This is a genomic window from Salegentibacter tibetensis (assembly GCF_020164485.1).
Lineage (GTDB): Bacteria > Bacteroidota > Bacteroidia > Flavobacteriales > Flavobacteriaceae > Salegentibacter > Salegentibacter tibetensis.
Genome location: NZ_JAIQZA010000004.1, coordinates 1 through 23157, shown reverse-complemented (window position 1 = coordinate 23157; position 23157 = coordinate 1). Strand labels below are relative to the sequence as shown.

The following is a 23157-nucleotide window of genomic DNA, read 5'->3' as shown; positions in this document are numbered from 1 at the left end:
AATGAATTTATAATTCTTGCAAGTGTTATAAAGCCAGGTACTGACTGTATTCAAATAGTTTTGGGGCAGTTTTTACCTGTATTTCTTTATCTTAAATACTGAATTCTAAATAAAATTACATCCGGGTATCGGATTGGGGGATTCTAAAGATAAGGTTATTTAACCTAAGACTTTTATAACGTATGTGTTAACTTTTACTAAAATATGGACAGGGTTTTTAAAAACATTCAGGAATTATATCTAAAAGAAGCTGCTCTTATTTCATCAAAAAATGGCGTGGTTTTCTCTTCTACACACTTTACCGCATAAAGATAAAGCGCAGCACTCCAGGTTTGCCAATCCTGCCCCATGGGTTCGCCATTTTGTGATTTGAACCATTCGTTAAACCCGAAGTCAAGGTCTTTTGTTCTGGACCGCTTTATAAGCTTAGTAAGTTCTACAAGTTTTATTTCTGCCAATTCATATTTTTGAGCGGCAACAAGAGCCGCTACGTAAAGTCCGCAGATAAATGGCCATATTCCACCATTATGATAATTTCCCGGTAAGTTGTAATCAGCATAACGTTTGTGCCAATCTGAATCTTCAGGTTTTATGAAGGGATAGAAATTTGGTGGTAAATCTACTGTTAACTCTCCCCTGGTTTTCATTTCTGCACATTCTTTTTCTATCCATTCAATAATAGCTTTTGCTGTTTTAAAAGATGCCATCCCTGAAAGAATTGCGAGACTATTGCCCAGCAAATCGAATCTTTCACTTTTAAAATTCTTATAAGCCCAAAAAGCATAATGAGGTTTATCTCTCACAACCAACCTCTGCTGTATATGTTCTCCTTGTCTGTCCCGGATGATCGTAAATTTCTCCATTTCATCATGCATCTTCTTTGCCCGGTCGTGATCGCCCATTAATTGCAAATAACTATAAACCAACGTATTTACAAAAAGTCCATAGCCCAGTACCCATTGTTCATCGCGCCAGTCACTGGTAGGTTGTTGGGCAACGAGGTAGCGATCTCTGGGACTTTGATACTCCATCCAGAGTAAAGATTTTTCTACCGCATTTTTTAAGAAATCAGGCTCGTTTACAGTCTTTCTAAAAATCTCAGTAGCAAGTAAAAACAATGGGGTGGTATCACTTGCCCCGCGATCTTCGCTGTCGTGAACCAGGGAAGGCATATGTCCCTTTTCTGACTGATTTGCAGCTAAGGTTTCCAGGACTTTACGGATGCTGTCTAAAAGCTCGGAATTACCTGAAACTGCTATTCCTAAAACAGAAAACATTAAATCCCGGGTATATGGCTCCGGATATCCCCAACCCGCAGTTCTGGGCAAGTCAAGAAATGGTCCTTTTGAATTATGCAAAAGAACAGTTATTGCCGCCTCTTTCGCTGAATCGATTAATTTTAAATTTTCTGTTGTCATCACTTTCGTTTTAATCCATACCTAATTTATCCTGTACGATTTTTAAAAACTTCTTCGCTACTATCCTGTAATCAAAATTTTCTACCACTCGTTCCCTCCCCTTCTTACCCAATCTTTCTCTCAAAGTTTTGTTTCGCATTAGGCTTAAAAGATGTGTTGCTATATCCCGAACATCGGCGCGGTAATCTACCGTTCGGGGCTCATTAAAAACTATTTTATGGTTTTTCTCAAAACCAGATTCTTTACCCAGGATAACCTCTTTTGCAATAATCTTTTGACCTACCCCGGCCAGCAATGCAGTTTCTTTGTGCACAAGTGTATCTAACATTCCCATGGCATTTATTCCTATTACCGGTTTTTCGCAGGCACCTGCTTCTACCTGGGGCATCCCAAATCCTTCGAGTCTTGAAGGAGCTGCATAAATATCACAAGCTCCAATTAAATAAGGAATAAAATTTCGCGAAATAGTATTGGTTGCATAGAATATCTTATCTTCAATACCTAGCTTTTTAGCCAATTCCAAATCCAATAAATTTTGTGCTTTGGTTCTTGGTTGCGGCCATACTTTACATACATATTTCCAGTTTGAAAATTCATCATTAATTATAGCAAGGGCTTCCATCACTTCCCTGGCACCTTTTGAAGCAGCATCGCCACCAACAGTAAGAATCATTATTTGATCTGAAGAAACCCCTAAAGCTTCCCGGACCGCCAGAATTTTTGGATCATTTTTCTTAAAAGGAATAAATGTATCGGTATTACAACCCACCGGTAAAACTTCAATATTATCGGGTTTTATACCATCACGCACATACATTTCTTTCACCCAATTGGAGGTTACTAAAATTAACGGTAGTTCATTCAACACTTTATGATAATTTGCAATATATCCGTCGGCCACCAACCAGGGCACCGGTAATACTCCGTGGCTTTGAGGATGAAAAATTAACTGCGGCGTATGGCCCCAGTAACCTACCCCCACTGCAAGATCTGGCTTAAACCAACGATAATACCATTCCTTTTCCTGAGCCGATTCAAAATGGGCAGCATGGGCATCTACCCCCAATTCCAGGAGACCTTTATATAATAAATCTCCCTGTGTTGCCAACCCGCCGGGCGATGGAGGATAATCGTAAAGCATTAATACTTTCATTTTTCCTTTATTATAGTTTCGCTGTACTAACCAGCTTGTTCTAACCATTTATAAGCCTCCCCTGGATCAAAAAATTTCCAGAAAGCTTCAATTTTTGGTGTTGTTTCAGCTTCAAAACCTCCGGGTGAGAATCCATAGGTTTCAGTGATAAGCGCATATTTTTGTTTCCAAATATTTTCAGACAGGGGGTATTGGAACGCTCTTTTTTCAGCTCTGGGAAAATATTTTTTATTCCCGTCTTCGTAGGCAAAGGTCCAAAGCTCTTTGCCCGATACTTTTTTTTGATACCATAACTCAATTACAGCCCTGCTAACTTCTTCATGCCGAAGATGCCGGGTATATTCTCCAGAAGGATTATGCGTAATAATCAGATCAAAATGCTGGTTGGGTAGTAAACTTAATACTGCATTCTTAGCTTCTTCTTTATCTAACGGGATTTGTTCAGGACCGTCATCAAGTTCGCCCATTGTTCCCTTAGCTTTTAAAATTTTGAGGGATTTGTAAAATCTTGAAGCTCTTTCCATATCATCACCCCGACAAAGAGAAATCACGAACCAGTTGAAAGTAGGATGTGTTAGAATAGTACCGCCGCACCATAAAGTTTCATCATCCGGATGCGCTACGATAACTACTGCGTTTTTATCAGATAAATTATTTTTAATCCCCAATTGAAAATTTTAAGTATGATTTAAAAAATTTCTGAACATTATTCCTTACTTCTTCGGAGTCACCTAAAGTTAATTTATTATTGATTAATAATGCGTACTTAAAAACCCATACAAATCACATTTTTAGGGACTATGATAATGCGGTATTTTTTGCGCTATAGTTTTTGCCTAATCACTATAGTTATTTAGTATAAAAATTGAAAACCTATAAGTAAAAATTATAGTATTTTTAAGCTGTTAATCTTTAAAACTGTCCAATTATGAAAAACAACAATCATTCGAGCAATCCCGATAGCCACAAAGTATGGGATGTAAATGAATCCAGCCGCTGTCCTTTTATGGGTGGCTCTCTTAATAAAACTGCCGGAAGCGGAACTTCAAACCGTGACTGGTGGCCCAATCAATTAAACTTATCAATTTTAAGACAACACTCCAGTTTGTCTAATCCGATGGGTGAAGAATTTAATTATGCAGAAGAATTTAAAAGCCTTGACCTGGCTGCCGTAAAAAAAGACATTTTTGATCTTATGGAAGATTCCCAGGAATGGTGGCCAGCAGATTACGGACATTACGGACCATTTTTTATTCGTATGGCCTGGCACAGCGCCGGAACTTACCGTATTGGTGATGGCCGCGGAGGAGCGAGCTCGGGCTCACAAAGATTTGCACCGCTAAACAGCTGGCCAGATAATGCTAATCTCGACAAGGCCCGATTATTACTTTGGCCAATTAAGCAGAAATATGGAAGAAAAATTTCCTGGGCAGATCTCATGATTCTTACCGGAAACTGTGCCCTGGAATCTATGGGCTTAGAAACCTTTGGATTTGGAGGCGGACGTGAAGATATTTGGGAACCGGAAGAAGATATCTACTGGGGATCTGAAGGTGAATGGCTTGGAAATGAAGAACGATATTCAGAAGAAAAAGAACTTGAAAGTCCGCTGGGAGCTTCTCATATGGGACTTATTTATGTAAATCCTGAAGGACCTAACGGAAACCCCGATCCTATTGGAGCTGCGAAAGATATTCGTGAAACTTTTGGCCGTATGGCGATGAACGATTATGAAACAGTTGCCCTTATAGCCGGTGGACATACTTTTGGAAAAACTCACGGTGCAGCTGATGCTAACGAATATGTTGGAGCAGAACCTGCAGGTAGTTCTATTGAAGAAATGGGACAGGGATGGAAAAATAGCTTCGGAAAAGGAAATGCTGAGAATACAATAACCAGTGGAATTGAAGGAGCCTGGACCGACACCCCTACAAAATGGAGCAATACTTTTTTTGACAATCTTTTTAAATTTGACTGGGAATGCATTAAAGGACCCGGTGGTGCTTACCAGTGGCAACCTAAAGATGGTGCCGGTGCAGGGACCGTTCCCGATGCACATGACCCTGCCAAAAAACACGCGCCAGTTATGCTTACTACCGATCTTGCATTAAAAGAAGATCCGGAGTACCTGAAAGTTTCTAAACATTTTCATGAAAATCCTGAAGAATTTGCTGAAGCTTTTTCTAAAGCCTGGTATAAATTAACCCACCGTGATATGGGACCATTATCTCGTTATTTAGGTCCTGAAGTACCTTCAGAAGAACTTATTTGGCAGGATCCGATTCCAAAAGTAGATCACGACTTAATTAATGATAAGGATGTTGCAGGACTTAAGAAAAAAATTCTTGATTCTGGATTAACGGTTTCACAATTAGTTTCTACTGCTTGGGCTTCGGCTTCTACATTTAGAGGATCAGATAAACGTGGTGGCGCCAACGGTGCACGCATTCGACTGGAACCACAAAGACATTGGGAAGTTAACAATCCGCCGCAATTACAGGAAGTAATAACAAAACTTGAAAGTATTCAGAATGAATTCAATAATGCTCAGTCTGGAAACAAAAAAGTTTCCCTTGCGGATCTTATTGTACTCGGTGGATGTGTAGCTATTAAGAAAGCCGCTGCAGATGCAGGTTATGATATTGGTGTTCCATTTACGCCGGGACGAACTGATGCAACGGCAGAGCAAACCGACATAGAGGCCTTTGAACCTCTGGAACCGAATGCCGATGGCTTCCGTAATTATTCAAGAAACAGGGATAATATATCGGCTTCAGCAGAAGAAATGCTTGTGGATAAAGCCCAGCTACTAACCCTAACTCCTCCTGAGATGACGGTTTTATTAGGTGGAATGCGGGTACTTGATACTAATTTTGATAATTCAAAACACGGGGTTTTCACAGATCGTCCGGGACACCTCACCAATGATTTCTTCAGGAACATTCTTGATATGCGAACTACCTGGAAAGCAACTTCAGATTCTCAAACTGAATTTGAAGGAAGCGATCGTAATACAAACAGTGTAAAATGGACAGGAAGCAGGGTGGACCTTATTTTTGGATCAAATTCAGAGCTAAGAGCCCTGGCCGAAGTTTACGGTTGTGAAGATTCTAAGGAAAAATTTGTTAGAGATTTTGTAAAAGCCTGGGACAAAGTAATGAACCTGGATCGTTTTGATCTTAAATAAAGTAAATTAAAGAATTCCAGTTATTAAAGAGGCTGTCTCAAAATTTTTTTCAATCGTCATTCTGATTGTTTCAGAATCTAAGATATTGATTATCAAATCATGCTAGAAGCTGAAACAATCGCGAAAGCTTTCGGGACAGCTTGACGAATTAGACTTTTTAGACAGCCTCTTTCTGTTTTCAAATACGAAAATTGTATAAAAGTTAGTGTGTTTTCTAAAATATTTTGCTATCCAGCTACTTTCATCCGCAAATAACTTTTTTCCAAATTACATTATAGAAACTTTAAACATCTGTGTACTCTGTGATTACCCACTTATAACTCCAGGGGTAAAAATGGGCTGATGAAAGCACCCCTTTAAATTCTGCTTTCTCCGCCTGTTGTAACAATTCCAGTAAATGCCCTGGAGTAACTTGTTCGTGAAATGTGTGAAAACCCAATAAAAAAATCCCGCGAAAAAAAATGTGCGGGATTTTTTGTATTGTGGTAATACTTAGCTAATTCTACTAGTTTGCAAATTCTAGATCCTTTTTAGCTACACACATTAAAGTTAACGCACTGGATTTGGAATTCGGATTCCTCCCGGAAAGCAAGTTGCCTATTCTATATTTAAAATCTGCTTTACCCAAATTTCCGTTAAAAATCTCGACCCCTTTTGTATGGTTATGAGGATATGTTTTCACATCAAAACCAAGTGGTTTAAGGCTGTTTTCAAAAAGTTCTTTTGAAACCCCGAGTCCAGGTTTATGATGGATTTCACCTTTAAGAGCCCAATATTGTTGTCCCTTCTCCTTATGAAATCCATGGCCGGTAAATCTGTAAATAAGGGTTCTGCTTTTCCATAGTAATAAAGCCAATCCCTTATAATTCCATGCAGATTTTTGAGGATCGTGATCGGTAATTATAGTTCCCCCTGGTTTTAAAATACGGGCAGCTTCTGAAAGAACAGCAGGCATATCATCACAATGATGCAAAGCAGCGTTTAAAATAACTATATCTGCAAATCCATTTTTAAAGGGAAGATCAGATGCATCTGCAAGAACAGGAAGATATCCGGCTTTTTTCGCAAATTCCAATGACTTTTTTGCCACGTCTACTCCAATTAAAAGTTTAGGCTTTTCAGAAAAATTGGCAAAAACATTTCCGGGACCGCAGCCTAAATCCACAACAATTTTATCAGAATAATCTCCAAGAGCTTTTTTCCAACGACTTTTAAAATGGACATCCCTATGACAGTAAGTTAAGTATTCCTCTGCCCATTCAGAATTATTAAAATAATAAGCATTTGCTGCTAAACCTTCAGATGCGTTTTTCGCCAGGTCAAACTCCAGATAATCCTCATGATATCTAGGGTTAGCATCTTTCTTTAAATAAGAACTAATTTGTGATTTCATTTCTTTAAATTTTATTGGTTGATTTATCTTTAAATGGATAAACTTTTAAATGAAAAGGTGAAGTTTAATTTTTAAAAAAACCAGCCTTTATATCCTGTCAATGAGATGAACATTAATCCTTTTTGATAAACCTGAAAGTGAATACTCTAGAACTCTCCGTAGAGACTTTTAGGATATATACACCGTTAGGCATTCCTGAAATGTTAAACATATATCTCTCTTTACCCTCATAGGTAAGGTCTTGGCCGGTAGTGAAGATTCTTATATACCTTCCATTATAATCGTACAAAGCCACAGCATTGATTTTTACAGAAGAATGGGAAGCCTGAAAATAAACCTCTGCGTTTGCAGGGTTAGGATACAATTTAATGCTTATGGACTCTTCCACTGCCGGTTCCTCCTCGTAAAGTGACGGCTCAGCCTCTTTATCTATAGTTTCATAAGATTTTGAGGCCATTAAAGATATTTCTTCTGAAGGACATCCTGCATTGTTGGCAGTTTCGTAAACACGGCTTAACTGGTTTGCATAGGAGTTATTATAAGAGGTGTTATTAAATGCATCCTGCACCTCAGCCTTTATCTGTGCTTCCGGATATTGATAATTAACGGAGATGGAACAAGCATTTAGCAAGGCAGCAGTACCTTGTTTGGCTAGCTTATTGTACCCACTTCCTCTGCTTTGCAATGCTTCCTGAAGAGTTAAAGTACCGGTTTTTCCACCTAAACCTCGTTTGTTAGTTATTCCAAAGACTGTAAAGAAGCTATCTGTAGGTTTGTAAGTACTGCACCAATTGGAAGTTCCCGCCCAAAATTCAGCTGTACATCCCTGATAGGCAACTTCTATAACATTTACTGTAAATATCTGTTCCACGAAATTATCATAAGCATCTGTGGCCCTGATGGTAATATCAGCTATTGCAGGATCTGCAGGGTAACTTAGCGTCAACCAGTTACCGGTAATAACAGCTCCAATGGAAGGATCGGTATTTCCTGTTACAGTATAAACCAAATTCTCTACCCCATCGTTGTCATCAAAGTGAAGGTTCAAATCGATGTTCTCATCGAGATCTCCGGTAAAGCGTTCCAAGTCGGGCAGTACTGCGGTAATTACGGGGTCTCCAGAAAGAATTGTCCAGGTAAACCCGGTGCTCACAGCATCTGTGGTATCCTCATCACTATCATCTACAGTAACCGTTACCGCATAAGGACTATTTAAGGAGGCTCCTGCATCTATGGTTCCACTTATCACCCCGGTTGCAGGATCAATGCCCACCCCGGCTGGTGCCCCGGTCATCGAATACACCAAAGCTCCATCGCCTCCGGTAGCAGATACCATTAGGCTGCCGTCGAGTATATCATGCTCATAATTTGTCTGATCGGCAATAGGTGCTACTTCAATGGGGGTTTGCGAAGTCTCTTCCGAAACTGTTACAGTAAAGCTTTGCTCCACAAAATTTGAATGGGTATCTGTGGCGCGAATAGTGATCTCTGCAATGGCTGGTGAATTAGGATAACTCAGGGTAAGTAAATTAGCCGAGATAACCGCCGAGATAGCAGGATCGGTATTTCCTTTTACAGTATAAACTAAATTCTCTACCCCATCGTTGTCATCAAAGTGAAGGTTTAAATCGATTATATCATCAGGATCACTGGTAAAGCGTTCCAGGTCGGGCAGTACTGCGGTAATTACGGGGTCTCCAGAAAGAATTGTCCAGGTAAACCCGGTGCTCACAGCATCTGTGGTATCCTCATCACTATCATCTACACTAACCGTTACTGCATAAGGACTATTTAAGGAGGCTCCTGCATCTATGGTTCCACTTATCACCCCGGTTGCAGGATCAATGCTAACCCCGGCCGGTGCCCCGGTCATTGAATACACCAAAGATCCATCGCCGCCGCTGGCAGATACCACAAGGCTGCCGTCAAGTACATCACTCTCATAATTTGTCTGATCTGCTATAGAGGCTACTTCAATGGGAGTATCTATCGCAGCAGATCCAAGAATCTCTATTCCATTTACCAATGGATTTTCTATGCTGCCATGAAGAAAAACAATATCTATTGCGCCATCAATTACCTCTACGGTCTGGGTCACTACCGCCCCTATCTGATGACCGAAAGTACCCGAAAGATCAAGATCGTTCAATCCCGAATATATCACCCCTTCTATGGCAACATCAAAAATACGTGTGCCTGGCTCTGATGTACCCGAATAACCATTGCCCATGTACAAACGAACCTCATAATTCCCTGGCTCAGAAACAGGGAAGGTATAGGTCATATTAGGAGCACCCGATTTATCATCATATCGCTCAGTGTCAAATATGCTAACGGGAGTCGTATTTTGGTCAACTTCAGAAGTATAACCCGTCATCCCGAAGGAGGCGGTATTATTGCTCCCGGCAACAGAAAGATAAGGAGAGTTGGCACCGGAGGTATCTCCTCCCCAATCCAGTTCACCATCTATAGCAGCTATAGCAGAGCCTCCACTGTTTACCCGGTACAAAACAAGAACAGCTTCGCTAAGGCTTACCATAAAACTCTGTTCCACAAAATTAGCATCCGCGTCTGTAGCACGAATAGTGATTTCTGAAACTGCTGGAGAATCAGGATAACTCAGGGTTAGTATATTAGCCGAAATAACCGCTGAAATAGCCGGATCGGTATTTCCTGTTACTGTATAAACTAAATTCTCCACCCCATTATTATCATCGAAATAAGTATTTAAATTAATATCTTCATTTGCTGCTACGATGATCCTTTCCAAATCAGGAAGCTCTTGTACAACAATAGGATCTCCCGAATAAACTGTCCAGGTGAAGCTGGTAGTGACCGCATCACTGGTTTCCGCATCGCTGTCATCTACTGTAACAATCACGGTATACGGACTACCTACTGCAGATCCTGCATCCAAAACACCTCCAATTTGTCCGTTTGTAGGTTCAATAGTCACACCGGCAGGTTGCCCTGACATAGCGTATGATAAATTCCCATCCCCACCACTGGCAGATACCACAAGGCTACCGTCAAGAATATCATTTTCAAAATTTGTCTGATCTGCTATAGAGGCTACTTCAATGGGAGTATCTATCGCAGCAGATCCAAGAATCTCTATTCCATTTACCAATGGATTTTCTATGCTGCCATGAAGAAAAACAATATCTATTGCGCCATCAATTACCTCTACGGTCTGGGTCACTACCGCCCCTATCTGATGACCGAAAGTACCCGAAAGATCAAGATCGTTCAATCCCGAATATATCACCCCTTCTATGGCAACATCAAAAATACGTGTGCCTGGCTCTGATGTACCCGAATAACCATTGCCCATGTACAAACGAACCTCATAATTCCCTGGCTCAGAAACAGGGAAGGTATAGGTCAAATTAGGAGCACCCGAATTACCGTCATACCGCTCAGTATCAAATATGCTTACAGGAGTGGTATTCTGGTCTACCTCAGAAGTATAACCCGTCATCCCGAAGGAGGCGGTACTATTGCTCCCGGCAACAGAAAGATAAGGAGAGTTGGCACCGGAGGTATCTCCTCCCCAATCCAGTTCACCATCTATAGCAGCTGTCGCCACTCCGCCCGCATTCACCCGGTAGAGAACCGACATTTGATCAAGAACAGTCACTGTAAAATTCTGATCAATATAATTGGCATGCGTATCCGTTGCTCTTATCGTAATCTGGGTTTGGGCAGCGGAAGAAGGATAGACAAGGCTAAGGATACTACCTGATATACTGGCACCAATTGAAGGATCAATATTCTCTATAATCGAATATGACAGATTTTCGACACCCTCGTCATCCCCAAAATACTGATGAAGATCTATTTCTGTACCCGTAGTTCCTACATAAGCTTCTATATCTTCAATAAATTTAACAATATAGGGTTTTTTTCCCGTTACATTAAGATAATCCCAGGTTCCCTCTATTTCTACCCCGGAGGCATTGGAAGTTCCTATTAAACCAACCGCCAAATCCTTCCCTGCCATTTGTATAGCTTCAAGTATAGCTCCCTGAGCTATCATGGAACCTGCTAAAATACGGGGACCGGTGTCAAATGCATATTCGAAGTCTATATTACCCGAGGCAGGATCTATCACAAAAAAGAGTGCAGCTCCAGACTGTGGGCGGCCCTCTATAGGAATCGCGACTTGTAAAGGTTGCAGAGGAACATCATTTAATTCCTGCTGGATAGTCAGCCCGTTTTTAGTAAGAACATATTTTATATAATTGTCCTGAAAACCAGTTCCAATAAATATTCCTAACTCCCCGTTTGGTGCATCGGGATGCCCATATAATTGCAAGGGAGCATCGAAATTAAACAGGCCGCCTGTTACGGTAAAAACACCTGTAGATTGATCTACCTGTACTCCATATTGAAAACCTTTTTCCTGATTATTACTGATCCCAAGAGCGGTGCCCGAAGTCATTTGCATGGTCATAGCGCCAATTGCACCTCCAAGAATATCATTGGGATTGGGGTCGTTAGGGTCATCACGGCGGTCCAGCCAGTTTAACCAGTTGGGATTAGGATCAGCATTATTCATTAATCCGGTCATCCCCAACCCCATATATCCTTTTAAATCAGGATTACTGGAAAAAAGTTCGTTTACCACAGGAAGTAAAAAGGCATCGCTTCCAGTTGTAAGAGGATCGCCTAACTGAAACGGATCTTCAGCATCCGGGATTCCATCACTATCATCATCTGGATCATTAAGGTCTGAAATTAACGGTGCCCCTGCAGCTTTATCAAAATCATTTGGCTGAGAACCTCCATTACAGGGATCTGTGCCATTATCTACTTCATCCTGATTGGTATAGCCATCATAATCATAATCTGCAAGAGGGTCATATTCCGGATCATCCGGTCCAACACAAGTCACAAAATCCTGAGGTTCCAGTACAATTAATCCCCCATCCAATGTGCCAACCCAAATAGTTCCTGGAAAAGGATCATTGTCACCGTTACATGCCACCCCCAGCGCATTGCCTCCCAGCCCTGAAGCGAAAGAGGGGGTTAGTTGCAACAAAGTTCCGTCAGGATTTAATTCTACGCGTCGCAATTCTCCCGTATTCACCCCTGCAATAAGATTGCCTTTCATAGCACCCTCAAAATTCGAAGCGGTATATTCGGCAATTCCGTTGGTATTGGTGCCCCAAATAGTAACCAGCTGATCCTCAGGGCCATCAGGATTAGGGTCTCCCGGGCCACGATAATCCCCTTCCACCGGATTGGCCACCTGAACAGGAGGCCAGTTGGCAGGAAGTCCTACTGAAGGATCTGTAGTAGAGCCCGGTCTTGATCCATCGGGATCGTAGATTTGAGTTCTAAAAATAGCGCCTTCAGTCCCAGTTGCAGCAGGACTGGTATAAAGACCTGCACCAAATGGATTAGCCCTTACCGGGGTTGGATGACCTCCATAGAAGCTTCCAAATTGATAATTCTGGATATCCGGAGTTACCATAGTCAGGTGATCTTTATTATTTACTATTTCACCATCAGCTGTGGCCGTGGTACTACCCGGTTCGTTAGGGTCGTAATCATTATTGGCATCTCCACCACCTTCATTAACGGGGAATCCACCCCAACCTCCATTAGCACCATTATCTGTAACGTACACAGCTCCATTTTCGGTAACAACTAAATCGTAAGTATTGCGATAACCGGGGGAAAAGATTTGTACCGGGCCTCCCGGCACTATAATTGCCTGATTTAAACCGTCGTTTCCTCCAAATGGATCATTAATATCAATACCATCATAATTAGGGTCATCAGGATCTGTAATTCCATTTACATTGGAACGGGTAGGGTCATCAAGGGTAGGGAGGTCGTAAATATATTTTCTACCATTGTCATCAAGTATAGGCATTGCCTCAAGTTGGGTAAGATTTACGGAAAGTACAGCGGCAGAAAGTGCATATTCCGTGAGATATGCGAAATTAGTGGAGGGTGCGCCGGCATTAGTGTTTCCACCCTGGGCAACAATAAGGTAATCTTCTCCATTCACAGTAGCAAAATCCAAACCATTGGTTGCATGATTTTCTTCTGATCTAGGCAAACCTCTTACGATATCCACCACATCCCAACTGGTTCCATTCCAGCTAAAACGGGTAATGATTCCGGAATTTGTATCCAGGTTCACATCTCCACTGCCTCCTCCTCCACCGCCTCCAATACGGAAATCACTGGAGGAAACATAAACTATAGGTTGTGTTGCGGTTCCCACTACCACTATACCTATAGTTTCACGCATAGTGCTGGAGTAAAGACTGCCGTCATCATTGTGATCCTGGATAGCCTGAATTTCTTTTAATTCCTCCATGTGGGTGACAATGTAATCCCCTGGACCGTTTCTTTCCAGGGTAAAAACCTTTATAATTCCCACATATTCTGTCACATAAAGTCGCCCATCTGGCCCAAATGACATGGATGTAACGTTATTAACGGAGCCCTTGCCATTAAAGTTGATATTATTCTGGGAAAAACTTTGGGCAAAAACACCTGGTGAAATTGTTACGGAGAATAAGAGTGACCAGAAAATTGTCACCAACAATACAGAGTTTGAGTAGAACGTTTTCATATCGAAAAAAATTAAATTAAATAGTGAACTAATAGATTTTAAAAGCCAATTGGCGGCAAAATGGAAAGCTGGAATTAATCCCGAAGAATTAATTTTATATCAGCCTTTTATAGAAGTATTGGGGAGCCTGTATCTATATAATATGTAAAGTGCGATAAGACTTTCAGTTCAAAGCCTTATTTCGTAACGAACTGTAAAAATTTATGTTTTTACAAGGAACAGTAATTTGTCTCTTTAACTAAAAACATGAATATCAAATCTTGATAAAAAGAGAAAACGTTTCTCATTTAAGATGGTACTGGATGTTTAAACCCATGCCATTTGCTTTTCTTTTCTACCCCATAGCCATAGCCATATTTATTGCCATACCCAAGGTTTGAATTGCTAACATTGTTAAGAACAAAACACAGTTGATTTATCCTTCCTTTATCTTTGGCCTGGACCGGGAATTCCAGTAATTCTTTTTCTGTATGCCCCGCTCGTACCATATATAACACAAGATCGGCATATTGAGTTAACATAAAAGTGTCTGCTACCAGCATGGAGGGTGCTGTATCTATAATTATATAATCATATTGACTTTTAAGAGTGTTAAACATGGATCCTACCTTCTCCGTTTTAAGCAATTCATAGGGATTGGGCGGGATACTTCCTGATAAAAGGACATCTATATTAGGGTGAAGGTTAGATTTACTTATAAGGCTTGCCAGCCGCAGATCTTCGTCCACCAAATAATCACTAAGCCCCCGTTTCTTCTCTTTATCAATAGGCAGTGACTGAAGTTTCGGGCTTCTAAGGTCTGCCCCAATTAAAAGGACTCTTTTAGACGTATTGGCAAGGGTAATGCTTAAGTTGATGGCTGTAAATGTTTTGCCTTCTCCTTTAACAGAGGATGTAATTAATAAGGTTTTTGCTACTACTTTTTCTTTTAAGTGTACCAGAAGGTATTGAAGGTTTGTATTCAGGATCCGGAATGATTCTGCCAGCATGGAACGGTCATTAATTTTTATTAATTCATTTGATTTTTTTAAGCGTGGAATTTCTCCTACCACAGCTATACTGGATGTAAAGGCTTCAATATCTGATCTCTTTCTTATTTTATTATCCAGCATTCCTTTTAAATAAATAACGGAAAATGGAAAAAATAAACCTAAAATAACAGAACCTAAATATATACTTCTGGGATTAGGAAATATTGGGAATTCATTAAAATATGCCCTGTCTACTATTTTGGCCTTAGGTTCAGTCACAGCCATTGCAAGGGAGTTTTCTTCTCTTTTCTGTAAAAGAAATAAGTACAGGGTTTCTTTTATACTTTGTTGTCTCTCAATCCCTCTATATTGTCTTTCTTTTGAAGGTACCGCATAAATTTTTGACCCAATACTGGAGGCCTGGCGGTTAAGATCTTCCTGACTAATCTGAAGATTAGACCGCATCCTGTTTAAACTCTGCATAACGTTTCCTTTAATCTGATCAATCTGGCTGTTAAGTTTTATAACTATTGGGTTCTTTTCACTGGAACCTGCCAGGAGACGGTTACGATGTAAAACCAGGTCATTATATTCATCTATTTGTCCGGTAACCCCCCCATCAGAAAGTCCTAAATTAGAAGGTAATAGGTCATTTTTCGTGTTTGTAGATATATACTCCAGCATAGCATTTGCCAGCTCAAGCTGTGTGCTTACCTCCTGGCGCTTCTTGTTGTAATCACTGGCATTTTGTATGAACATCTGGGATTCTGCCTGTATATCTGTAAGTTGATTTTCTTCCTTAAAAATTTCTTTTCCTGTTTCAACAGAATCTAATTCCATATTGATGATAGTGAGGCGTTCATTTATAAAATTTGCGGTATTTCCTGCAATAAGGTTTTTATCTTCTATTGCTGAACGGTTAAACTCAAGTATTAATTGATCAAGAATATCCCGGGCTTTTTCCTTAACGGGATCTGAAAGCACCAGTTCAATTAAATTGGAATTATTATCTTCCTGTATAAATGATATTTGACTTCTGTAATGAGAAGCCATCTTTTCTATTTCAGAAAATTGTACAATGGTTGTTCCATAAAATTTCTCTTCAAGGTTCCCCGATTTTATTACCAGATCTGCAAATCCAATATTAAACGGAGTGCCAGCTTCTACTTTATATACCTTATTCCTATTTATATGTAAAACCCTGAAAAAATTATTGTCTGTAGCTGAAATTTCCAGCCTTACTCCTCCGGCCTTCTTTAATTCCTTTTCATCCAATTGAAGAACCTGTATAGCAATAGGTGCGTTTTCATATACTTCTATAGCATTAAACCTACCTTCTATAAAATACTGGATATGCAGATTAAGGGATTTTACAACATCGTGCATTAATCTTCTTGAACGTAGGATTGCAATTTCATTTTCAATATTCTTGGTTCCTGAGCCCATAAGAAGATTAAGATCAGCATATATTGCAGATTCAGGCCCTTTGGAAGATTCATCTTTTATAATTACAGTTGCTTTGGCATTGTATAAGGGAGTAGTATACCTAAGGTAAAAAAAGGCCAAAGCCAGGCAAAGTACCAGACAGAGTAAAAACCATGGCCAGTTTTTTAAATATCGATTAATTTCTTTTCTCATATTTACTTTTTCAAGATGAGATTTTCCGGAATGATTATTTAGAGAAGCCATAATTATTTGGTTATCAATATTACAAGTGACGCGAGAACAGATACAATGGAAAGATAAGTTGAAGCCAGACCTGTAGAACCGGCAGATTGCCTTCTTGTACCTCTTGGCTCCACATATATCACATCGTTCTGTCTCAAGTTATAATGGGGAGAATTTACCACATTTGCATTGGTGAGATCAAGGTAGGCGTAGGTTTTATGATCACCATCCTCACCCATTACAAGAATGTTATTGCGTTTACCAAAAATGGTAAGATCGCCGGCCATAGAAAGTGCTTTAGATAATGTGATATGATCATCTTCTATAGAAAATGTTCCTGGATTATTCACTTCTCCTAAAACGCTAATTTGAAAATTAAGAATTCTTACATTTACAATGGGATCCTTTACATATGACCTGATTTTGTCCTGAATTTTTTTTGCCAACTCAATATTCGTTAAACCTTTAACCTCTATTGTACCTATAACTGGAAACTCTATTGTACCCTCATTCGAGACGAGATAAGTTTCCAGTTCCACCTCCCCCATTATTCTTTCCTGAGATGTTATAGATTTTGTCAGGTTAAAAGGAAGAGCAGCCTCTTGCTCCGGGGCCGATACCCGAATGGTTAAAACATCATCTGGTTGGATCTCCAGGTTATTTCCTGACCTCCTGTTTTCACTTTTTCTTAATTGCTCAATATCCTGAAAATAAACCATCTCTTTTCGGGAAACACAGGAAGAGATTATAAAAAGGAGTAATAAGAAAAGGACAGGTCGCTTAAAAAAATTACTATAGATCATAATGTTTTGTTTAAGGAGTTAATAAAAGTCAATTAATTAACGTTCTTATTGAAAAGGGGGGTTAAAAAGCTTTTTCATCCCCAGTAATTGTATTAAAAATGGTATAGTAGATTATTTTTAGATCCAGTAGGGGGCTCCACTTTTCCAAATAAAAAATATCAAGTCTTGTTCGGTTAATGATATCGGCTTCACAGGTGATTTCTCCGCGATAACCCTTTATTTGTGCCAGTCCTGTAATACCTGGTTTAGCAAAATGCCGTACAAGATATTTGTCTACAGACCGGGCGAATTGCAGGGTGTGAATTTCCATATGAGGTCTTGGCCCCACTACACTCATTTGCCCTAATAAAACATTTATGAATTGAGGTAATTCATCGATACTTGTCCTCCTAAGAATTTTACCTATCCTGGTCACCCGGGGATCATTTTTGGTACACATCCTGGTATTTGACACCTTGTTTATAGCCATAGAACGGAATTTGTAGCACCAAAAAGGTTTCTTATTATAGCCATGTCTTAATTGTTTAAAAAATAAAGATTCCTCGGATTCCATTCTCATAATTATATAAAGCACAGGAATAAGCCAGGATAAAATAAAAACAAGCACCAGGGAGGAAAATATAATATCAAAGAAACGTTTCCCGTATTTTGCATAATTCATCTCCAGAGGTGAATTCCTTAAATTAAGAACAGGAACAGTTCCATATAATTCTACATTCATAGCTCTGGTAAAGATTTCTTTATTATCTGGAACCAGTTTTATCCGTTTTAGGTTGTTGTCTGCAAAATCTATTAAGTTACGTAGCTCTGAACTTGAAAGTTGAGAAACCATGCAATAGATTTCATCGATCTGGTTTTTAAGAATAAAATCATGGCACTGATCTACACTTCCCAGATAATCTTTATTTGTAGATTTTTTATTATCAAAATAGCCATTATAGCGATATGCAAAATCTGGCTCAGAAAAGACCTTTTTAATAACTTTTATATTTTTGTCTCTTCCTATAACAACTACATTTACATAATTTCCTCCTTCAAGCCTGTATAACCTTCTTACCGAGAAGAAGAACCACCGATAAAAGGTGAGTAGAAAAAGCAGGAAACTCAAAACAAAAATTTGATAGCCTATAGAAAACTCAAATCGCATAAAAGCAAAAAGAGTAAAATAAGCCATTGTAAAGATGTGATAGTGACGTAAAAATTTGTGAAATTCTGTTCTAAATCGTTCCTTTCTTTCAACTGAATAGAAATTTAAGCCTGCAGAAATAAAAAGCCAGGACAAATTATACCAGATTATCGCATATAAATTAAGATAGGTATGCGGAGTCAATAAATACAATGTGAGATTTATTGTTACCAAATGGGCCACCAGCGAAAATGGCATTATAAACCGGGACCACTTCATTGCAATTCAATCTTTTATAATGTATTATTTCAAAATTTTTTCCTAATAAAAGGAGTTGCGTAATACGGGGATTTGAGGAATGATATATTGAGGTATTTTCCTGCCAATTTTACATCCCAGGGTAAATAAGCCGTTCAAATGATTGTGCTTAATAATACTGAGATCTTCTCTGGATTTTTTAATTTGTAGTTTGGCAGAAGTGCTTAAACCTCCCATCCTCATTTTAACGACCCATTCATCTAGGAACATTTTTTTAATATCATCATTTTGAAACCAACGTAGGGAGATTTCATAATCACTGGCAATTCTGTATCTGGAGTTATATACTCCATACCTATAGAAGATCTCTCTGCGAACAAAGATTGTTGTATGGAGAGGTATCCAGCCAGATCCCAAATTTCTCTTTTTAAAGGGTCCCGATGAATAAATTCGTCTGATTTTGGAAGGATTTTCTTTGTCTACATACAAACCTTTTGCGTAAACCAGGTCTGCTCCGGAAACTAAAAAACCATTCACGATCTTACAGACAGTATCCGATTGATAAAAAAAGTCATCAGAATTGAGGATTCCTATAATATCTCCGGTAGCGTGTTTTATTCCTTTATTAAGCGCATAATACATACCCTCGTCCTTTTCTGAAATATAAAATCCAAGTTTTTTTCTGTAAGTTTCAATTATTTCTGAAGTTCCATCTGTCGATGCCCCGTCTACAATTACATGTTCTATATCTTTATAGGTTTGGCTAAGGACAGATTCTATGCAATGGGCAATACAGTGTGCACGGTTATAGACAATAGTGATAATTGATACCTTCATAAAGCATAGTTTTAGTTTATTAAGAAATAAAAAACTTATATTTTGCCTCAACTTCTACGTTGATCATTAATTTGTTTTTTTACCATCACTGCAACAACTAACCAGGCGATATTATAACTCAGAATTGCAATAAAACTTACTGATATAGAAGGATTTAAAAAATAATAAACCAAATCCACTATAAACAGGTGGGCCAGCACAGAAAGCGTAAGAAGAAAAGATCCACGTTTCATAACTAATGGTTTTAAAAATTTTAAAATAAATCACAAACAGCTATTTATAGACAGTAAGGTGCTTCAATAAATTAAAAACATAATAATAGGGGTTCCTTGGGACGGGGCTATATAAGCTTGTTGAAATACACAAAATAAGTGGGGGGAGGGAAAGTCTATATATTTAAAGTTCTATAGACAAGTATTAACTAAACGGGGTAAGTTTACTGCTTAAGCCTAAGGTGGGGAAATTAGCTGTTCGCCTTTACGGGATAACAGCTACCTGTAAGATACTTACTTTCTTCCAAAGAAGAAAACAAAAACAAAATTTAATATAAAACTTTAACATTCAGATAGTTAAAAGTATCTAATGAAATAATTCAAGATTTTTTTTAATGGGATATTGAGGGTTCCATAGTTCTTTTTGTACTAAGAAATGTTTCAAAATAATCTATAGTTCGGGCTAAACCTTCTTTTAATGGAATTCTTGCTTCCCACCCATTAAGCTGATCTTTTGCCAGGGTAGTATCAGGTTGTCTTTGCCTGGGGTCATCCTTGGGTAAAGGCTTAAAAATAATCTTTGATGTAGATCCTGTTATTGCAAGTATGTTCTCTGCCAGTTCTAGCATAGTAAATTTCTGTTTATTTCCTAAGTTCACAGGTCCTGTAAAACCCCGGGGAGTATTCATCATTCTTAGCATTCCTTCTATAAGATCATCTACATATTGAAAAGAACGGGTTTGCTTTCCATTCCCAAAGATCGTAATATCGTCTCCTTTAAGTACCTGCACAATAAAATTAGAGACCACCCGGCCATCATCGGGATTCATATTGGGTCCATAGGTATTAAAAATTCGAATAATCTTAACATCCACTCCATTTTGGTTGTGATAATCCATAAACAGAGTTTCTGCACAACGTTTCCCCTCATCATAACAGGACCGGGGGCCAATTGGGTTTACATTGCCCCAATAGTCTTCAGGTTGAGGGTGAATTTCCGGATCTCCATATACCTCGCTGGTGCTTGCCTGTAAAACCCGAGCCTTAACTCTTTTGGCCAGCCCCAACATATTTATGGCCCCCATCACAGAAGTTTTGGTAGTTTTAATTGGGTTATACTGGTAGTGAACCGGTGAGGCAGGACAGGCCAGATTATATATTTCATCAACTTCAATAAAAAACGGTGTAGTAATATCATGGCGTACCACTTCAAAATAAGGATTATCCATAAGAGTAATAATATTTCTCTTATTACCAGTAAAATAATTATCCAAACAAATAACTTCATTCCCTTCTTTTAATAGTCTATTACAAAGGTGAGATCCTATAAACCCAGCTCCTCCAGTTATTAGTATTCTTTTCATATTTTTTTATTTTATAGTTTTTATGTATTCTCACCTCTTTCTTTCGGACTATTTGGTGTAATCCTCGACTACTCTTTCACACTTAGGTTGGCTTAATGATAATCGTATTGGTTCCCCCGTGTTTTTAATTTGTTTGCTTCCTATTTCTTTAATTTTCATTTGTACTTGATAAAAATAACTTGCTCTATATTGGGCAAAATAAAAACCTTCTATCCCATCTAAAAATCCTAGCTTTAAAAAATACCCCCCCAGAAAACAAAAGATTGGTAGCAATCCCAATTGAATTAAACGGTATTTTAAAAGCTGTTTGCCATCAAGGCCCTTAAATCCATTTTTTTCAATGGAAAAGAATCGATGTGTCTCCCAGGTAGAATAAGCGTTATGTCGCTTTATGTAAGCTTCAAGATTTTTGTAATCGTTATGTACAACATAAGATTTAAACTTTCCTACCCGTCCTTTTACTAGAATGTGTTCGTGCACTTCCATGTCCAAATGGCTCCAGTAATCTTCATCAATCTTTTCGTATTCCCCTTCTCCAAACTTAAATAGGGCGAGCTTCTTAAAACTTTCACCATATCTCAATTCCTTGCCCATAAAATAGTTTGTATAAGGAATCCAATAACCTGAGATGGAAGCATCCTTAATTTTTTGAATTAACTCTTGTTTAAAATCTTCTGTGAGGAATTCATCTGCATCCAGAAAAAGTACCCATTCATTGTTTATCGGTAAATTTCTGAGTACCCAGTTCCTTTTTTTAGGAAATTTTCCGTCCCAGGAAAATTGATGTATTTCTACACCAAATTCTTCTGCAATTTTCACCGTTTGATCTTTACTGTAGGAATCTACAACCATCACCTGATCAAAATCCTTTAGCATTTTCAAACAATGTGGTAAATTGCATTCTTCATTTTTTACAGGAATGATAACCGTTACTGGTAACTTCTTCATAATATCTCGCGTTTTTTGATAAATTTTGCAGGATTTCCCCCAACAACACTCCAGGAGTTAACTTCTTTAAAAACTGCACTTTTGGCTCCAATCACGGCACCTTCGCCTATATGTACCCCAGGGCCTATAAAAGCAGCAGCTGCGATCCACACTTGATTATCAATGGTAATAGGTTTTAAGATTAAAGGGAAATTGGAAATAGTATGATCATGGGAAGATGCACACAAATAGCACTTTTGAGAAATCACAGTTTGATTACCAATAATAATTTTCCCCTGATTATAACAATCTACCTGAGGGCCTATGTTTGAATGATTCCCCATCTCAAGATTCCAGGGTGCCCAAATTTTGGCACTTGCATATACGCCAGAATTCTTTCCTATTTTCGCCCCAAATGATCTTAGAATAAATCTCCTCCAGCCTTTAAAGAGTTCCAGGTTAAATGGACGAAAAAATATCCAGTAACACACGTTCCAAAGTACTCGCCCCAATTTATTGGCCAAACTAAAGCTAAAGTCATACCGGGACAAATCAACTAGCTCCTTTTGGTTTATAATTTCCGACATAATTTCAATGTATTAATCTGTTTAATCACTACTTGGAATGGATTGTTATTCATCTAAAATAATTGTGATCCGTATACCCAATCATATTTATTTTATGATTTCTTGCAGGGTTGAATTTGGCGTATACAGTAAAATTTTCACTATAGAAATCACCTCTGAATTTCTTATTCTTTGCCAGTTTTCCTCCAAGCCGGGAGTAAACAATCCAGTTTCTGCAAGTGAATAACCTAAAATTATCTTCAAGTTTGTAGAACAAATTAGCTTCTTCAAGCAATTTTTTGGTGATCTCGATGAATGCAAAAACATCTTCTATAAAAAAAGGATTTTTTAAAAATTCGCAGAGTTTCCATGATTTATGTAATTGTAAATAGGTGTAGATTCATAAGCAATCTTCACTTTTTTGTTTAAGAAAATATGAAGATTGGCCAGCACATCCTCCTGCAAAAGTTGAGGCACATCATAATCCATATCTGTTAATAATTCTCTTTTAAAAAGTTTCCCCCAGAAATAACCTGTGATATCATTATTAAGTTACTAGTGTCCGGTTAAGGAGTATGTGAATCATTGGGAAGTATGACTATATAAAGGATAAACGTTCATTGAAATATTTTTCGATTTGAAATTAAATTAGGGGAAATGATTGGAGCTTTGCCGGATG

At 38.6% G+C, this 23157-nt stretch carries 14 protein-coding genes; 1 reads left to right on the top strand and 13 read right to left on the bottom strand.

Going from position 1 to position 23157, the window contains the following annotated elements:
- Window positions 1-227 precede the first annotated feature (227 nt).
- From LB467_RS02970 to LB467_RS02960, 3 genes are read right to left on the bottom strand one after another with little or no spacing between them, the layout of a single operon-like run.
- Complete coding sequence (locus tag LB467_RS02970) at window positions 228-1418, bottom strand: glycoside hydrolase 100 family protein (protein ID WP_224472532.1); 1191 nt, start codon at window positions 1416-1418, stop codon at window positions 228-230.
- Window positions 1419-1428: 10 nt separating this feature from the next.
- Window positions 1429-2571: a glycosyltransferase family 4 protein gene (locus LB467_RS02965; protein WP_224472531.1), complete on the bottom strand. Its 1143-nt coding sequence runs from the start codon at window positions 2569-2571 to the stop codon at window positions 1429-1431.
- Window positions 2572-2597: 26 nt separating this feature from the next.
- On the bottom strand, window positions 2598-3239 hold the full coding sequence (locus LB467_RS02960; protein ID WP_224472530.1) for a PIG-L deacetylase family protein: 642 nt from the start codon (window positions 3237-3239) through the stop codon (window positions 2598-2600).
- A 260-nt stretch (window positions 3240-3499) separates the two neighbouring features.
- Here LB467_RS02960 and katG point away from each other — a divergent pair, with 260 nt between their 5' ends.
- Window positions 3500-5758 (top strand): catalase/peroxidase HPI, encoded by a 2259-nt coding sequence (gene katG, locus LB467_RS02955; protein ID WP_262901612.1) that lies wholly within the window; start codon window positions 3500-3502, stop codon window positions 5756-5758.
- Window positions 5759-6263: 505 nt separating this feature from the next.
- Here katG and LB467_RS02950 read toward each other — a convergent pair.
- From LB467_RS02950 to LB467_RS02905, 10 genes are all read right to left on the bottom strand, one after another.
- On the bottom strand, window positions 6264-7151 hold the full coding sequence (locus LB467_RS02950; protein WP_224472529.1) for a class I SAM-dependent methyltransferase: 888 nt from the start codon (window positions 7149-7151) through the stop codon (window positions 6264-6266).
- 112 nt (window positions 7152-7263) lie between these two features.
- Complete coding sequence (locus tag LB467_RS02945; protein WP_224472528.1) at window positions 7264-13746, bottom strand: malectin domain-containing carbohydrate-binding protein; 6483 nt, start codon at window positions 13744-13746, stop codon at window positions 7264-7266.
- Window positions 13747-14033: 287 nt separating this feature from the next.
- Window positions 14034-16406, bottom strand: a complete 2373-nt coding sequence (locus tag LB467_RS02940; RefSeq protein WP_224472527.1) for a GumC family protein — start codon at window positions 16404-16406, stop codon at window positions 14034-14036.
- Window positions 16407-16408: 2 nt separating this feature from the next.
- Window positions 16409-17188: a polysaccharide biosynthesis/export family protein gene (locus LB467_RS02935; protein ID WP_224472526.1), complete on the bottom strand. Its 780-nt coding sequence runs from the start codon at window positions 17186-17188 to the stop codon at window positions 16409-16411.
- A gap of 61 nt (window positions 17189-17249) precedes the next feature.
- The gene (locus tag LB467_RS02930; RefSeq protein WP_224472643.1) at window positions 17250-18572 is read right to left on the bottom strand and encodes an exopolysaccharide biosynthesis polyprenyl glycosylphosphotransferase; all 1323 of its coding nucleotides are present in this window, start codon (window positions 18570-18572) and stop codon (window positions 17250-17252) included.
- Between the two features lie 63 nt (window positions 18573-18635).
- The gene (locus tag LB467_RS02925) at window positions 18636-19409 is read right to left on the bottom strand and encodes a glycosyltransferase family 2 protein (protein ID WP_224472525.1); all 774 of its coding nucleotides are present in this window, start codon (window positions 19407-19409) and stop codon (window positions 18636-18638) included.
- Between the two features lie 47 nt (window positions 19410-19456).
- A complete protein-coding gene (locus tag LB467_RS02920; RefSeq protein WP_224472524.1) occupies window positions 19457-19642 on the bottom strand; it encodes a hypothetical protein in 186 nt (61 codons plus the stop codon).
- 371 nt (window positions 19643-20013) lie between these two features.
- On the bottom strand, window positions 20014-20985 hold the full coding sequence (locus tag LB467_RS02915) for a UDP-glucuronic acid decarboxylase family protein (RefSeq protein WP_224472523.1): 972 nt from the start codon (window positions 20983-20985) through the stop codon (window positions 20014-20016).
- Window positions 20986-21033: 48 nt separating this feature from the next.
- Entirely contained in the window at window positions 21034-21933 is a 900-nt protein-coding gene (locus tag LB467_RS02910; RefSeq protein ID WP_224472522.1) for a glycosyltransferase family 2 protein, read from the bottom strand.
- Entirely contained in the window at window positions 21930-22499 is a 570-nt protein-coding gene (locus tag LB467_RS02905) for an LbetaH domain-containing protein (RefSeq protein WP_224472521.1), read from the bottom strand. The genes LB467_RS02910 and LB467_RS02905 overlap by 4 nt, the downstream gene beginning before the upstream one ends.
- Window positions 22500-23157: the final 658 nt, after the last annotated feature.